This window comes from Candidatus Hydrogenedens sp. (assembly GCA_035361075.1).
Classification (GTDB): Bacteria; Hydrogenedentota; Hydrogenedentia; order Hydrogenedentales; family Hydrogenedentaceae; genus Hydrogenedens.
Window position 1 is genome coordinate 54,593 of record DAOSBX010000017.1, and the last position, 16,783, is coordinate 71,375.

Below are 16,783 nucleotides of genomic sequence, written 5' to 3' on the forward strand. Positions count from 1 at the left end.
AGATTAAAGTGTTAAAAATTTATTTTAAACTTTCTCCTTCAACATAAAGTTCTTTCCATTGAATTCCAGCAACACCACCTGTATGGAGTTGTAAAGCAAAGAAACCTTCAAACAGATTTGGTGCAGAATCATTAAAATCTACTACTTTAACACCATTTAGCCATGATATAGTCCGATTCCCTTCACATTTAACTTCGATTTCATTCCAATCACCTTTTCGAAGTGCCCAAGCACCTGGCGTTTTTATATTTGGTTCTGTTAACCAACCCCGTTTATAACTTTCGTAAAGGAAACCTGTTTTTGTTGGATAACCCGGTTCTACCTCGACCTGTACACCTGAAATAATTGGATAGCCGTCATCTCGCATATTGATGCTTGAGTGATAAAATAATCCATAATTGCCTTCACCCAACATTTTAAACTGGGCACGCACACGAAAATCTTTCCAGATTTTTTCTGTTGCAAGATATCCCTCCGATTTTTTTGGTCCACTTTTACCTACAATAATACCATCTTCAACGACCCATTCTTCTGAACCGTAATTTTTCCAGCCCTCTAAATTTATCCCGTTGAATAGAGATTTCCATTCTCCCTTTCGTCCTAAATCTTTAATTCGCACATTTCGATATTCAACTTCGGCAATGTCAGGAATAACCTCATCAGCTCGGACTTGCAGAAGAATATAGCCCTTTATATAATTATCATCTTCTATTCGTGATGCTAATATATCATGTAAATAAACCTCTATTGTTGGTCCAATTGCGACCACTTTCATCCGATTCCAACCACGTTGTTTTAATGTCATTACAGCATCTCGGGATGGTTCTGCTAACAAACCTCTACCATTCTCCTCAATAATTCTACCTGTGCCAAATCGTTCCCTTGTCTCTATATTTGCTTGATAGCCATAACAATCATATTTCACCTGGTCAGGTGGAACATTTTCAGGTACAGGTAATAAAGGTAACCATTGAGTTCTAAACTGAACTCCACCATTTATCGGATTTAATGTCCTAAATTCACATTCAAACTCAAAATCTGCAAATTCCTTCTTAGTATAGAGTAACCATATATTTACTTTTTCTTCTTTTTGTTCTGGTGTCTTTGTTAATTTGCCTTTAATTACGCCATCCTGAATAGTCCATTCGCCACCAAGTGCTTTCCATCCTTCTAAAGAGTTATTTTCAAATAAAGGAACCCAATCCGCTGTTTGAGCCAACATACTGACACTAACAAGAAGGATAAAAATATTCATCGCACATCTCCTCTTAAAAATGTTTAATTGCTGAAATTATGCTAATTATCTCTTACAATAATATAAAAATACAACTACTCCTTCCTTCTCTCTTCCTCATAAAAACTGTACTGTATAAAGATATTATTATATTTTTACTCGATTAACATTTTTTGCGAGTAAGCCCTTCGGACCTTGGACTAACTCAAAACTTACTTTTTCTCCTTCTCGGAGTGTGCGAAATCCACGCATACGAATTTCGGTGTGGTGAACAAAAATGTCTTCCCCCAAATCGTTCACAATAAAACCATATCCTTTACGGTCATTGAACCATTTTACCTTCCCCATGTGCCTAACATGAGGTGACAAAGATACTACCTCGCTCACGATTACAACCCTTATCGTTAATCTTTTCTTTTAATCCATTCATAAAAATCTATATAAAATACTTCTTTATAGAAGTTGTTCATTACTATTTTACACTATTTACATTAATTTGTCAAGATACTTTATAAAAAAATAAAAATAATATGATATTTCTATTTGTGATAAAATTTGACATAAATTACAAAAAAAATATCAATTGTTTTTTTATATCTATTTTTATTTATAATTTAACTATTCTACTTTATCAAGAATAAAAAACAAGAAGGAGTTTTTATGCGAGTATTAGTAACTGGTGGGGCAGGTTTTATTGGTTCCCATTTAACAGAATATCTTGTACAAAGAGGTAATAAAGTAGTTGTGTTGGATAATTTGAGTACTGGCAAGTTTGAGAATATTGAGCACATCAAAGGAATAGAATGTATCATTGATTCGACTTTGAACGAAGAAATTGTTCGTGATTTAGTTAAAGATGTAGATGTCGTTTTTCATTTAGCAGCGACGGTGGGTGTGAATTTGGTAATTAATAATCCTATTCAGACCATCGTAAATAATATTCGTGGTACAGAGACGGTGTTAGAAGAAACCTGTCGTTACCGTCGTCCTCTATTAATAACTTCAACAAGTGAAGTATATGGCAAAAGTATGAAGGAGGTATTTGAAGAAGATGATGACCAGATTATAGGTCCTCCACATCGGCATCGTTGGTGTTATGCAGCATCAAAAGCAATTGATGAGTTTCTTGCTCTCGCATATTGGAAAGAAAAGAGACATCCAGTTTATATCGTCCGATTGTTCAATATTGTAGGTCCTCGTCAAACGGGACAATATGGAATGGTGTTGCCAAATTTTATCATGCAAGCCCTTAAAGGGGAACCTTTGCGTGTATTTGGTGATGGAATGCAGACCCGTTCTTTCGCCTATGTTGGTGATATTGTTCCTGCATTAGTACAAATTATGGAACGTCCTGACCTTTGTGGAAAGGTATTTAATCTGGGAAATGACAAAAGCGTTCGAATTATAGACCTTGCAAAGAAAGTGATAGAGGTTGTACAAAGTCCGTCTGTTATTAACTTAATTCCCTATGAAGAAGCATATCCAGAGGGATACGAAGATATGAGGCATCGCGTTCCATGCTTAAATCGAATTCGGCAAGCCATCGGATATGAACCAAAAACACCGTTAGAAACCATTATTTCAATAGTAGCAGAATACCTTCGTAAAAAAGTAAAATAATCCATTCGTATTTCAATTATTTCTTATTTATCGTTTTATTTAGCAGGTATTGTTCATAAATATTTTTTACTCATAATAAAGTTCATTTATAATCATTAACCCTATAATATTAAGTCGATTTTTATCTTTGTTAGATTGAGTTCAAGATGAATAAACAAAAAGTTTTTATTAAGACGTTCGGTTGTCAGATGAATGAACATGATAGTGCAAGGATAGTTGCTATCCTTGAGCAGATGGGGTATTTATTAACAGACCAGCCAGATGATGCGAATATGATTCTAATCAATACCTGCTCCGTTCGTGAGAATCCTGAAAATAAGGTTTATAGTTTATTGGGAGCACTTCGGCCTATCAAGGAAAGAAATCCAAAAACAATTATTGGAGTATGTGGTTGTGTAGCACAGCAAGAAGGTGAACATATTCTAAAACGAGAGTCTGTGGTCGATATTGTTATTGGTCCAGACCATTACTTCGAGTTGCCTGAGTTGATTTCGCGAGTTCGAGAAGGCGAACGTATTTGTTGTACGTATAGAGAATATCCAAAGCCACCTATATTTGACTTTATTCCTTCAGAATGGCTTGAAAAAGGGCACAGGGAAGGAGTAAAGGCATATATCGTTATAAGTAAAGGGTGTAATAATGCATGTAGTTTTTGCATTGTACCTCGTACTCGTGGACGCGAAGTATACAGAACACCAGAAAGTATACTGAAGGAGGTTCGGTCTGCAGTATCGGAAGGTATCCGTGAGATCTGGTTATTAGGGCAAAATGTAAATACGTATAAGTACACATCCAATTACCGTTTTATTGAACTCCTTAATGATGTTGCAAAGGAACATGACCTTTGGCGTATTCGCTTTACCTCACCACATCCTTATGATTGGAGTAAAGAACTTACCGACCTCATTGCAGAACGACCAAATATAGCAAGACATATTCATTTGCCACTACAATCTGGCTCAAATCGCATCCTAAAACTTATGCGGAGAAGACATACCATAGACGATTACTTAGAGCAGGTTGATTATATAAAGAAAAAGGTGCCAGGAATAGAGATAAGTACAGACCTGATTGTCGGTTTCCCTACAGAAACGGAAATAGAATTTGAAGAGACGATGGAGGTAGTTAGACGGGTTCAATTTAGCCAGATTTATCCCTTTAAATATTCACCCAGACCTAAAACATATGCCGAAAAGTTAGGTGATACTGTCCCCAGAGAAGAAAAAGAAGAGCGACTTGCACGTCTTATTGCTCTACAAGAGGAGATTAATCAGTTATCTATGTCTAAACTTATTGGCACCCAACAGGAGGTGCTTATTGAAGATAGGCATCCGAGGAATCCAAGTTTCTGGAATGGAAGAACAAATTCATATCGCTCCATTACAGTTTGCGGAGAGAACATGGAACTCGGTGATTTAGTTTCTGCACGGGTTGTGGGATATCATGGGCATTGGTTAGAAGCTGAATACCTCGATACTTTAAAAAAATCATCGCTGATAAATATAAAAAGATAAGGAGGAGCTAACTTATGAAAGTTTCAGTTATTCATTCCCAAACAACGATTGAATTCGACTGGAACACCGCTTTACTTATTCCTATTTTTGAAACGAAATTGCCAATTCAATGCGAAATATTAAAAGAAGAGCAGGAAATATTTATTCAATCGATTATTGACCGTGATTTATTCAGTGGCAAAGAAAATGACATCTTATATGTTCCCTTTGCAAGCCCGAATTTGGCAGGAGTAATTCTTTTGGGTTTAGGAAAAAAAGAAGAGTTCCATGAAGAGAAGATGCGAAGAATTGCCGGTAGCGTTATCAATTACACACGAAATAACAAAATATCCAGCATTGTTTGTGATTGGAATTATATTTCAACGGAGTATATTCCACCTTTTATTGAGGGGATTATTTTATCGCAATACATATTTGACCAGTATAAAACGAAGAACGCGAATGAGGACAAAAAGACAAATCCCATTACAAATGTCACATTCATCGTGTCTTCAGAGGAGAATATTCAAACATTAAATAATCAATGCGAACAAACCGTGCTTATATGTAATACCGTAAACATGGTGCGTTCATTAATTTCTTCTCCTGCTAATGAATTGACACCCCAATCATTCACAACATTTGCTCAAAATATGTTTCAAAACTTACCTTTGAAGTTTCAGGTACTTGATAAAAGTGAATTAGAGCGAGAAGGACTAAATGGTATTCTTGCGGTAGGGAAAGGCTCTAAAAATGAGCCTATGATGATGATTCTTGAATATCAGCCAAGTTCTTCTAATACAGAGAAGCAGGTTGTAATTGTTGGCAAAGGTGTCACATTTGATACAGGTGGTATTTGCTTAAAACCACACGAAGGGATGCAAGAGATGCGGTATGATATGTCAGGAGCCGCAGTCGTTTTAGGAACCATGTATATCCTTGCTGAATTAAAACTAAATATTCCTGTGATAGGTTTGATACCTCTGGTTGAAAATATCCCCAGTGGGTCAGCATTACTGCCTGGAGATATCATCAAAATGTACGGTGGCAAAACAGTAGAAGTGTTAAACACAGACGCTGAAGGTAGGTTGATTATTGCAGATGCTATGGCGTATGCACAAAAAAATTATGCTCCAAAAAAAATAATTGATATTGCTACATTAACGGGTGGGTGTATTATTGCATTAGGTCATTTCTGTGCTGGTGTTTTAGGTAATGATAAAGAACTGATAAAAGAGCTTTTACACGCAGGCAATAAGACGGGGGAACGACTTTGGGAGTTTCCACTGTGGACAGATTATGAAAAATTAATACAATCCGATTTTGCCGATGTGGCAAATATTGGACCCAAAGGTGAGGCATCTACTATTGTTGGCGGTATCTTTTTGAAGCAGTTTGTAGAGAACAATATTCTATGGGCTCACATAGATATTGCAGGAACTGCTTGGGGTGTTAAGCATATAGCATATTGGGATAGTAAATACCCCACTGGTTTTGGTGTCCGATTATTAATACAATGGTTATCACAACAGTAAACAAAAAAACAACGAATAAGCAAAGGTAAGTAATATGCGGTACATACTTTTCCTCATTGTAATTATGTTATCCATAGGACTGATAGTCGCTGGATTTAGTCCATCCTTATTTTCTATTAAGGAGTCAGATGGAGAACTTATGAACGAATATGTTTTCAAAAAAGCAACAAGCAACATTTCCAAACTGAGAGCACTTATTCAAGAATGTAAAACAAATCAGACGGAAATTTATGAGGGACGGGAAATAAATAGCCCTGATTTACCAGAAGAACGAAAAATGCTTATAGAACTGGAAATAATCCTTGCATATCAACATGAAAAACTTGCCCAGATAAACTATATAAATATCAGAGAAAAATCATTTAGACGAGAAGCTACTCCTATTGACGTTCAACATGCTTATCGTGAGTATGAATCCGCAACGCTTTACCTGTCAAGGCTTCTTGAAAAATACCCTCAAGGTGAATATTTATTAAAACAGCATCTCTAAAACAAAAACATTTTATAAAGGCAGTGTTAGTATCTATACTAACAGGATTCGTTAGATAGTAATTGAAAATTAAAGTTAGAATATTTATCTTTCATAATTTCATTAAAATCTACACGGGGGAGAGGGAAACACATGTGATGGTAAGGGCATGGTAATGTAAGATAATAACTATTTATTATATTATCCCCTTGTCTCACTTAAAGTATTACTATTTTCATAAGTAGGAGGGATTAACTTATTCTTCCATAAGTTCCTGAGTTGCGTCAGTAATATATTGTTTCTTGGGGAGTAAGTGTTTTGGAGTAAAAAAGTAGGAAGCAATAAGGGTAGGAATAACAGCACTACCAATGACGCAAATAACGATGTAAGAATATTGATTAACATCAATGATACCGTTAGAATATCCAAATAAAGCAGAAATAGTTCCGAATGTCAGTCCAGTGGACATCATGAGGGTATAATAACGTTTCTCATTTTTTTCTTTCCGAAATATAGAAATGAAAGGATAAAGTCCAACAATTTTCGTGGCTATTTTTGCACCTAATAATGCAAAGACAATTAAAGGTGCAGAGATAAGTGCTGGGATTGAGACAAGTGTTCCAGCGCGTAAGAAATAAAATGGGGTTAAGAATCCAACAGTTAACGTTCTAAGTCTTCTCAACCATAGATGATTCTTCTGACTGAATTCAGCAAGTACCATTCCAGCAATATAGGCAGGCAAGACAGCTTCGTTGCCTGACCATAAAGCTAACGCCCCTAAAGCAAATAGTGTAAAGGAGATCCACTTAGTCCGTATAGCAGCAGTTCGATTTCCATAAACCTCCGTTAGGTGATTGGTAATATATGGAAAGATGAGAAGAAATATAATCAATGTCGAGATAAAAATAATAGTCTTATATGTAAAGGGCGCAAATAGAATTCCGAGGGCAAGCACTGTCCCAATATCATTTATAAAACATGCCCCAAGAATTCCTTTTCCAAATTCTGTCCGATTCAAGCCTGTTTCTATCATTACTGCATAAACGACAGCCATAGATGTAGTGGACAAAGCAACACCACATAAAAGACTTGCTTTTAACTCCCAGCCTAAAATACATCGGGCAATCAGCGAACATCCAATAAAGGGAGATAAGAATCCTATCAAGCCAATTAGAAGCACCTCTCTTAATTTTTGTCTAATTACAGTAGGCTCGAGTTCGGCTCCTGCCAGAAAAGTTAAAAAAATGGCTCCACTACCCGCTAAAAATTTTACCCATTCTGTGTTGCTATTTAACAAGCCGTGGTTTACATATTTTGTGGTAATAAACCCAGCAAGTACTCCAACACAAATCTCAACAAGTGCAATGGATAGTTTTATATGGTAGGCGATAATAGCTGAAATTAATGCAAGTGACAACCAGATTGCAGTAGATAGATAAATTTCTTCCATGTTAAATTCCTGTTTGTAAAAATAGTTGTGGCTTTCTAAGGTAGGAGTTATTAGCCACGGCAGGCAGTTAAAGGAGAACCCCATCTCCTGTTGAAATATTATATTATATAAACCATATTTTTTTCAAAGAGGCAGGATTATAATATTTGTATTTTTGTTAAGTATTGAATTAAGTAATAGAGTTTTTTTATAATAGTAGTTCCGAAAATTAACACAGGATATATATTTGTTTATATGTCATGATTAATATGCTTTGAGAAAGGAGGTTGATTTCATTGACTAAAGTCCGAGTGAAGCCTGAGGAGTCGTTTGATAAAGCAATGCGTCGCTTTAAGAAGAAGTGCAATAAAGACGGCTTAATGCAGAGACTTCGTGAATTACGACATTACGAGAAGCCTTCGGAACGGAGACGGAGGAGATTAATCAAGGCAGTGTCACGTGCTATCATGGAGTCTGAGAATATCCATTAGTAGACAGTCATTTCTATTGAATATGCAGATGCACCTAAAAAACATTTTTAGGTGCATCTTTTATTATAAAAACCTATTATGAGTGAACTTGTAAATTTTTCTTTTCTATATCGTATGAGTTTCTCAAATTTCTGGTGCGGATGATAAGTCGGAGATTACGAAATCCTGAACAGGTGGGTTGGTACCATCACCTCCTCCGCAAGATAAGCCGACAACACATGTTGAGAGGTTTGATGGAATGTTAAGATATGTTATTTGTATTTTACCATCGTAGAAGAGTTCTAATTGTACATTGGCTTTGAGCGGATTCCCATTTTCATCGGTTGGCTGATTTTTTGAGAATGGAACATCAATCCATGTGATAACGAGTTTTGATGGTAGGATGTTATAAAAAACTTTACCTTCTTCACTTGCATTCATTGGTAATAATGAAATTTGTGGGAATGCAAAATGTTTTCCAACTGTGGTAGGTTCAAGCCCATCACTGCCAAAGGAAACATAACCTTTGCTGGAAACACGCAAGTCTGTGTAATTCGTCCCATAAAAAGGTATTGCAGATATATTTGAAGTACAAATCCCAGGATCACGAACTGTAAAATATATCTGAACCCCTGATTCAGGTGGTTGTTGAGGGAATTGTGTAATGTTCTTTTTTATTCCTAACTGGTAGTAATTAAGTCCACTGTCGGGTATAAACACTAATGTTGTATTGGACAAGTCAAATGGTCGGTTGTAAACTCCACCAAAGACCTCTGTATAGTAGTTTGGTACGGTGGTTACAGTGACAACTTTTTCCATACCACCACCAGAGACTTTTATATAACCTGTTGCATACCATGGAATTGCTTTGGCGAGGCTATCTTTGCGGTCAAGATGAACTGCAATGTCTATCCCGTTAGGGTCTTCTCTTTTCACTTTGCCATCAGTCGGATTTACTGTAATCCATTTCTGCTGAGGTTCTACCTTAAAAGATAGGACAGAATTTTCTTTTCCTGAATTCCAGACCTTGAAGGTTTTATCCGTTTCTACAATACCCGTAAATGAATCCCCTGCAAAGTGAAGTGTAATCGGTGCTACCTGAAGTTCTGCTTTTGGCTTGCAAGAGGAGAACGATATAATAAAGATTAAAATTACTATCAGTAGTAAATAACGGGGGACGAGAATTAAAAAATGTTTCATTACGGGTTCCTTTTATAAGTTTGTCACAGTTCACTTATATTACATTCTGTTTCTTATTATATTACATTTTAACTGTATTTAGTTTCATTTTTTTCTGGAATACTATATATCCATCTAATTTTGTGTAAAGAGGGTATAGTTGGATTTCTTGTTATCCCACAAAAAAAGGTGTGTACTCAATTTTTTATCGTCTGCTCTGATTAGCACATTTTCAGTTTGTTCCTCTTTACAAAATTCAACCCATGTGTTATTTTGTGGGTTAAAAAATTGATTAAAGAATACCTGTGTCTCTCTGTTATTAGGAATCACAAATTCAGAAGGATAAATCAGCCAATATTCTACATAAGTAGGGACAATTCCTACGATGAGGGAATTTTGGGAGAACCTATGGGCAGTTAATTCTACATCGGGAACAGAATCAGGACGGAGTACACAATATGGGAAGATTTTAACCTTCTGAACGTGGGAAGTAGATGTAATTTTGTTTTTTAGTAAAGTGGCATATATGTTCAATTTATGCCAACGATATTCAATGGACTCTGGGAAAAGAATAAACTCATCAATGTGCTTCTCTTCAACCTGTTTGAGAATATCCTGTGCGATACACTGTTCCTGAGATGAACTATATGCATATAAACCATTGAGGAATATCTGACAACCCATCATGATAATACAAAGGAGCGTTGTTGCTTTGACAATGCTCGTTTTCCAGCGGGGATGTTTCTGAATTATTCCACATACCCATGACACCGATATACAAAAGAGCATCAGTGGAAATAAAGCGGATGGGTTGTGCAATGGTTGAGAGAGGTTAACGCCATTTTTATGAGAAAACATGCACAGAAAAACAATACCTCCTAACAATAATGCCAGATATTTTTGTTTTGCTTTTCCTGCAACAAATACAAGGACAAATATGCTTAATGCACCATAAAAAATGGGTAAAATACTGTTCCAATGATATTTTTTTATAGTTATAGGTAGCCAACCAATAGGATACACAAGTAATGAAAATTGGGGGATAAAATCTAAAGAAAAGAGATAACTGGATTGATTTATTCTTAAGAAATATAATGCGGGTAACATTAGGAGAAGAGACATTCCAATATATTGTTTTAGGTCAAGTCCTTGAATATCTTTGTTCAATAAAAACCCAAATCCAATAATAATAATAAAAGGAGCGGATAATGGAGCCACAAACAAAGCAATTAGTGATAAGAGCCAGATAAATATAAATCGGGAGTTCTGGGTATAAACAGAATATGCAAAAAGTAGTAATAAAATAGCGTTTATTAATATTGAGGCTAATGTCTCATAACCATTTAATTGTACAACCTGCTGTTGTGTGAGGGGATGTGCCATAAACAATACTGCTGAAAGAGACCCCAACCACCATGGTCCGCCAGTGAAAAAACGGGTTGTAAAAAAGAGTATGACCATAAGAACATAGAGTAACAAAAAATTTACTAAGCGAAACACGATAGAACTAAACGTAAAAATCATAGATAATACAAACGAGTCCGAACCATATATCGGCTGATTAACAAATGTATTGTGGAACCAGAGATAATCCGAACCAGAACGAGGCAAGAAGATAACCCACAAAAACACCGCCGATACATAGAGAAAATCAAGAAACAGGAAAATTCGAACCTGCTTCCAGTCTTCATCTGTCTTTACAATATTTTTAAATATTTTCTTCATGTATATATGTTTGTAATTATTTATTTTCCCCGAACGAAACGTAAATGGTTGTTTTTAGTTCCGTTCTTGATGAATGAAAATAACCATTGTTAGTTTTCGTGAAGTTTTTGCCAAATTCCTCTAATTCTCCTTTTGTAATTTTTTTGTGGTTCTCAAAGAGGATATTTGCTTTTTCTGTTTTGTTATTAAAGGAATGCCAGTCTGTCATTTCAAGCATTTTATTTGTTTTATTCATGTTTTTGCTTCTTTTTCTTCCATATCTATTTAATTTAATTGTTACTTATATTTGCACAGAGTTTTTTGTGTTAAATTATACAAATTCTGTGTTTATGATTATAACGAATAATTTACTAAATGTTCAGATATTTCTTTTCGTGCTCCCTCATTGAACCATTAAAGTTTTTTGTCCCCATTTATGTAAATATCTTTTAAGATTATCTTATCGCTATTTTCAGTAATTATGTATTGCTCTTTTTCAGTCTGATCAAATAGATGAATATTTGAAATAATAGGTGCTTGGACATCTGTAATAAAAAGAGCAGGTCGGTTATCTTTTTCTTCCGTGTGTATGGTGATATTATCCATAAACATATTTTTTACATGTCTTATGAAAAAACCATATGCAGGTAACGTCCCGAACATTCTATATTCTGGATAAGCATCTTCTTTTTCTTCGGGAATGCCTATTTGGTTTTCTACACCTCCTTTGAATGTTAGATTTATATCTCGCAAAGTGAGTTCCTCAATATAATGATTTGGTAATCCTGAGATGGGACAGCCAATATAATCAGCATCTGTAGCAATAATATTAGAAATAACTATCTTTTTCATTGTCCCCACAGAGGTAACAGGCTTGTCGGGACAGCAAGGTCGTGCACGGTTTCCTAAACGAATGAAAATGGGATTCCTTACATTCTTCATTGAAATATTGTTAACAACAATATTCTCTGTTATTCCTCCATCTACGGTTTGAATTGTTACACCAGATATGCGGGTATCATAAATAGTGCAATTGCTAATTGAAATATTCTGAAACCCGCCATTTGATTCCGTCCCCATTTTCAAGGCATTGCATAAGGAACTTAAAATGCAATTCGTAACAGTTATGTTTTTACATGGTTTGGGTGATGTGCTTTTGAGGACGATAGAATCGTCTCCAGAAATAATATGGCAGTCGCTAACGATGACATCTTCGCAGGAATCAATGTCAATGCCATCATTATTGTGATTGCAACGGCTGTTAATTTTTATATTCGAACAGTGGACGTTACCACATGCAAGCAAATGAATAGTCCACATTGCACCATTTTCAAAAGTTATTCCTTCTAAATTTACGTCTTTGCACTCAATCAATCGTACGAGGTAAGGTCGAAATTTGTATTTTCTGTTTTCATCCTCCTTAAACTGTTCTCCTTGTCCATAGATTTTTCCATAACCGACAATCCCAATATTTGTCTGTTTTTCTGAAAAAATGAGTGCCCGTTGCGAATAATTGTCTGTATAAGAACGATATGTGGGTATTATTTCAGGAAAATCTTCGATATTGGTGCTACTTATTAATAAACTCCCTGGGCTGAGATAGAGAAACACATTGTTTTTCAAAACAATCGTTCCTGTTAAAAATCTTCCTGTCGGAATAATTACAATTCCCCCTCCTTGTTCCGAAACTGTGTCAATGGCTTCTTGAATAAAGTGTGTGTTCAAAGTCTTTCCATCTGGGATGGCTCCAAATGTGAGTATTGAGGTGCCAAATGACTCCATTATTGGAAAGAGTTTGTCTTTCTTTTCTGTCTGTGCATACGTTGTGAATGAAGTAACTATTAAAATACATAAAGTGACAATCAAGTACTGTTTCATAGGCGAAACCTTTATTCATTTAGTATATTTACCATTCCTGCTCTTCTTTTATATATTGGATTAACGAAACCACCTATTTTTTCTATTTCCTTTATTAGTTGCGTTGCGAGGTTAGTATCTTTATCTATATATATAGCACGAATAAGGGGCTGATAATGCTTTTTATGAATACCTGTTGGGTCTCTTTCAAAGCATTGTTGCATTGTATTTATGGCTTCTTGTTCACGATTTTGTTCCATCTGGCTAATAGTAAGGGAATGATATCCCCAAGGTGTCTGTGGTTGAAGATATATTGCACATCTGGCGAACCATTCCGCAAGTTCAGGTTCATTTCTATCGAGGGCAGACCATGCTATATAATTCCAAATCATAGGGGTTGGTGGGTGATAAAAATCGATGTAGTTTCGCAATGTATGATGAGCCTTTTCTAAAATATTGTCAGGGGCATTTACTTTCTTCAGAACCTCAATAAATGGTCTATAATCCACATATTCGGGAATCTCTTCCATTTCAGTAAAAGAATCTGGTCTCTTACTCAAATGATATAACCAAAGGCCATTCATCCCCGGTAGAAATGTTTTTTCAAATGTTAACCCTGCTTTATGGAAGTATGTTTCTATAACATTATCGTCAGGAAAATGGAAAACATACCTTTCTATAACCAGCCATACACGTTGTTTTTGTTTGTCTATGAGAAGTCTTTTGACACAATTCATGGTGTCGGAACAACTATAGACAGGAATTATATTTTCAGTAGAGATTCCTGAATAGTATGCAAGCATTTCATTTGTTATTGGGGTAGCAATATAAAAGATTCCCCAGGTAAGTATTGGCTCATCAGGTTTGCGTTGTTGAGAAATAATCTTTCCTGCAGTCTTAAAATCCGTTGTTTTTTGGGACAGTAATGAAACGAATGTTTGATAGGAAAAGGCAATTATAATCCATACCAACAATATTCGCCTAATTTTAGAATGTTCTATATTCATGAGGGTATATGCAATAAGAGGATACATGGCAAATGAACTATATAGGGTATATCTTGTTTGCATGCATGGCCAGATAAAAAAAGAAAGGAAGGTCAGGATAAGAACAGGTGCTATAACGACAGTCAGGAGGAAAGATATAATTGGTTGTGATGTAATTAACCAAAGAGGGAACAAATAAGGAGATAATGCGTGTCCTTTTTTATCACTTACATTTTTCCATCGTGAATATAGGTTAAACAGCACATAGGTAATGGAGAAGAGAGAAAAAATAATGAGAAGGGTATCAAACCATAAATGTAGATTTATAATTTCAGTAAGCCAATAAGGAGAAATAACGGAACATGTCTGTCCTTGATGGAAGAAAGGTTCATTTGTAAGAATAGCATCGTCAGCAAGTAAGTCGGTTAACCATTTATAAACAGAGGGAATACCCATAACAAAATCATCTTCCTTTGTGTATATAGGTATCGAGTTAGGTGTAAATAGAAGGAAGATACAGACAATAACTACAACTAAAAAAACAGGAAATAATAAAAACAGACTCTTTTTCCTATTTACAAAGTGCAGGGATAAAAAAAATAGTTCAATAAGAATTAGTAAAACCCCTGTGTAATGAGAAATAAATAGGAATGTGTTGGCAAACACCCACACACATCCTCTTGAATAGGTAAGGTTTTTATAAAGCAGAATTGTTGATACCAATGAACATAGACCAGCAAATTCATAAAATATATACGGTCGTATCATCTGTGAAAATAAAATATGAAATGGAGAAATAGCAAACAAAAAGGTTGCAAAAAGAGCAGTTCGTAGGTCTAAAGAGAATTTGACAAATATAAAGAACAGGATGAGATTGAGTACACCTATAAATACAGACACCCAGCGAAGTATTTCTATATTTGTAAGAGGAATTGAAAATAAATGAAATATAGAATAGTAAATCAGATGAGACAACGGAATTTGGTCGGAATGATATGCGTTAAAGATAGATAGAAACTCATTGAATGATGGTGCGAGATAGAGTTTATAGGTAGTAACAAATTCATCTATCCATAAAGAGAGGGAGCCAATACGATAGCTTCTTAGAACAAATCCTAAAATCAGAATAATCAATAGAAAAAGACTATCAACAACAGAAAAGCGAGGCTGTTTCTGTCTCTTGTGCAGTAATTCCGTCTTGTATAATTCCATTTACCTTTTATTATTTTTCAACAGGGTCGGGTTTAGGAGATTGATTGACTAAGTTTAATATCGTATCGATAAGGATTTCTCCTGTCATTTCTCCCAATCCCGTCCTTGAAATATATTCATACCTTTTGAAACTGTTCCAATCCACTTTGGTAAGGATGTAACCAAAAGCATCATTTGTCAATCCGAACAAAAATGGATGTGGAGTAGGCATTTTGCGTTTTAAGTAAAAACCAATATTGGGTAGGGCTTCACCAGGTATCGTTACAATTTGGGCAGTCCCAACATTAATCAAATTAATTCGTGAAGGTATCGTATTTTTTTCTGTAATAGGATACTTTATTGGCGAATTTTTCAGAACCATACGGAGTAGTGGAGAATCAATTGGAAATTCGACAGGGGTATTGGTGCAATATAATGTGGGGTTTTTCTGAACAGGGGCATCCTTTACAATACGCAATGCTTCGCTGGCTAACAATTCGCCAATACGGACACATTCATCCCATGTCTGAATATCCCCATTCGGTCCACGACAATCTGCTGTGACCATACCGCCCTGAGCACTGTTCATAAACATAGCCATGCCCCCCGTGTCTGCTTCAATCTTATCATATAAGGGACCGCAGAGATCTGGCGACAAAATTTTCTGACTGTCTCCAATAACTTCTGGGTGAATAGCATAATTTACTAATGTTACAATAGGCTTTCCTTCTTTTTTCTTTTCTGCTGAGATAGCCTGCAATACGCTACAACGACGGTCGTATAATTCATCTGCATAATAATTATAAGCGATTTTTCCTTTTGCCTCACCCATAGCAATTTTTAGGTAGGCAGGCTTCATATTCTTATACGCCTCGTTAATTGCTTCACCTGCTTGTTGACATACCCAGTCGAGGTATTTTAAATCTGCGGAACAATTCCCTTTCTCATCAACAAATCCATAGGTTTCTGGTGCACTATGTGTATGTGTGACACCTACAATGATATTTTCAGGTGGAATTTGAGGAGCCAGTGCACGGATTTTATCTGCCAATACAGATGACCAACCTAAAAAGTCAAGGCTCACTATGGCTACCGCAACATCTCCTTTTTTCATAACCATTGCACGAGCAAACAAATCACCAATTTTTTTCTCTACAGGTTCTGGTGTCCCTACCCCGCCTGATACGGGCAACAATGGGTCTGGAGTAACAATTCGTTTAGCAGAGCCAACATACAACATATCTTTGTCCTTATCTTTGTCCACTGCAGAGACTGAAAAACATAGAAGGAGAGTAAAAATAGTTGTGATTAGTAGTATTGAAACATAGAGATTCTTCATATTTAGTGTCCTTATCTTTAAAAATTAATTATGGAGGATGATAATCCATATTATAACGCGATTTATCTGAAGAAAGAAACAAGCAAAAAAACAAAATGTAACCCGTTTATTGCCCAATATACTAATATAGAAATATATTATGGAAACACATTACTTGCTATATAAATTTATGTATGTGTGCTTACATTATTTTAAGATAACGTTAATATTGTGTTGGTCTATCTACCTAATAAATTGTGTCTATACTGTTAATGGATTGTATTTTGTTTGTCCTATA

Annotated in this window: 14 protein-coding genes and 1 riboswitch; of the genes, 5 read left to right on the forward strand and 9 right to left on the reverse strand. The window is 35.6% G+C overall.

Annotated elements, in window-relative coordinates; translation table 11 throughout:
- Positions 1-19: 19 nt before the first annotated feature.
- Positions 20-1,255 (reverse strand): DUF1080 domain-containing protein, encoded by a 1,236-nt coding sequence (locus tag PLJ10_07070; GenBank protein ID HOK09407.1) that lies wholly within the window; start codon positions 1,253-1,255, stop codon positions 20-22.
- Positions 1,256-1,381: 126 nt separating this feature from the next.
- Positions 1,382-1,582, reverse strand: coding sequence for a cold shock domain-containing protein (locus PLJ10_07075; GenBank protein ID HOK09408.1), 201 nt, complete (start codon positions 1,580-1,582; stop codon positions 1,382-1,384).
- 312 nt (positions 1,583-1,894) lie between these two features.
- Here PLJ10_07075 and PLJ10_07080 point away from each other — a divergent pair, with 312 nt between their 5' ends.
- From PLJ10_07080 to PLJ10_07095, 4 genes are all read left to right on the forward strand, one after another.
- A complete protein-coding gene (locus tag PLJ10_07080; protein ID HOK09409.1) occupies positions 1,895-2,854 on the forward strand; it encodes an NAD-dependent epimerase/dehydratase family protein in 960 nt (319 codons plus the stop codon).
- Positions 2,855-3,000: 146 nt separating this feature from the next.
- Positions 3,001-4,368: a tRNA (N6-isopentenyl adenosine(37)-C2)-methylthiotransferase MiaB gene (gene miaB / locus PLJ10_07085; protein HOK09410.1), complete on the forward strand. Its 1,368-nt coding sequence runs from the start codon at positions 3,001-3,003 to the stop codon at positions 4,366-4,368.
- Between the two features lie 14 nt (positions 4,369-4,382).
- Entirely contained in the window at positions 4,383-5,882 is a 1,500-nt protein-coding gene (locus PLJ10_07090; GenBank protein ID HOK09411.1) for a leucyl aminopeptidase, read from the forward strand.
- Positions 5,883-5,916: 34 nt separating this feature from the next.
- Positions 5,917-6,372, forward strand: coding sequence for a hypothetical protein (locus PLJ10_07095; protein ID HOK09412.1), 456 nt, complete (start codon positions 5,917-5,919; stop codon positions 6,370-6,372).
- Between the two features lie 235 nt (positions 6,373-6,607).
- On the opposite strand, the gene PLJ10_07100 is transcribed toward PLJ10_07095, so the two are convergent.
- Positions 6,608-7,801 carry a cation:proton antiporter gene (locus tag PLJ10_07100; protein ID HOK09413.1) on the reverse strand — a complete coding sequence of 398 codons (1,194 nt, stop codon included), beginning with the start codon at positions 7,799-7,801 and terminating at the stop codon, positions 6,608-6,610.
- 34 nt (positions 7,802-7,835) lie between these two features.
- A riboswitch (Fluoride riboswitch) is annotated at positions 7,836-7,898 on the reverse strand.
- Between the two features lie 178 nt (positions 7,899-8,076).
- Between PLJ10_07100 and rpsU the strand changes: the two genes are divergently transcribed.
- Positions 8,077-8,271 carry a 30S ribosomal protein S21 gene (gene rpsU, locus PLJ10_07105; GenBank protein HOK09414.1) on the forward strand — a complete coding sequence of 65 codons (195 nt, stop codon included), beginning with the start codon at positions 8,077-8,079 and terminating at the stop codon, positions 8,269-8,271.
- Between the two features lie 123 nt (positions 8,272-8,394).
- Here rpsU and PLJ10_07110 read toward each other — a convergent pair whose 3' ends face one another.
- From PLJ10_07110 to PLJ10_07135, 6 genes are all read right to left on the reverse strand, one after another.
- Positions 8,395-9,450, reverse strand: a complete 1,056-nt coding sequence (locus tag PLJ10_07110) for a hypothetical protein (protein HOK09415.1) — start codon at positions 9,448-9,450, stop codon at positions 8,395-8,397.
- Positions 9,451-9,564: 114 nt separating this feature from the next.
- Positions 9,565-11,154 (reverse strand): hypothetical protein, encoded by a 1,590-nt coding sequence (locus PLJ10_07115; protein HOK09416.1) that lies wholly within the window; start codon positions 11,152-11,154, stop codon positions 9,565-9,567.
- Between the two features lie 16 nt (positions 11,155-11,170).
- Positions 11,171-11,389, reverse strand: a complete 219-nt coding sequence (locus PLJ10_07120) for a hypothetical protein (GenBank protein ID HOK09417.1) — start codon at positions 11,387-11,389, stop codon at positions 11,171-11,173.
- Between the two features lie 158 nt (positions 11,390-11,547).
- Entirely contained in the window at positions 11,548-13,011 is a 1,464-nt protein-coding gene (locus PLJ10_07125; GenBank protein ID HOK09418.1) for a glycoside hydrolase family 28 protein, read from the reverse strand.
- Between the two features lie 11 nt (positions 13,012-13,022).
- Positions 13,023-15,188 carry a hypothetical protein gene (locus tag PLJ10_07130; GenBank protein ID HOK09419.1) on the reverse strand — a complete coding sequence of 722 codons (2,166 nt, stop codon included), beginning with the start codon at positions 15,186-15,188 and terminating at the stop codon, positions 13,023-13,025.
- Between the two features lie 10 nt (positions 15,189-15,198).
- A complete protein-coding gene (locus tag PLJ10_07135; protein ID HOK09420.1) occupies positions 15,199-16,506 on the reverse strand; it encodes a hypothetical protein in 1,308 nt (435 codons plus the stop codon).
- Positions 16,507-16,783 lie beyond the last annotated feature (277 nt).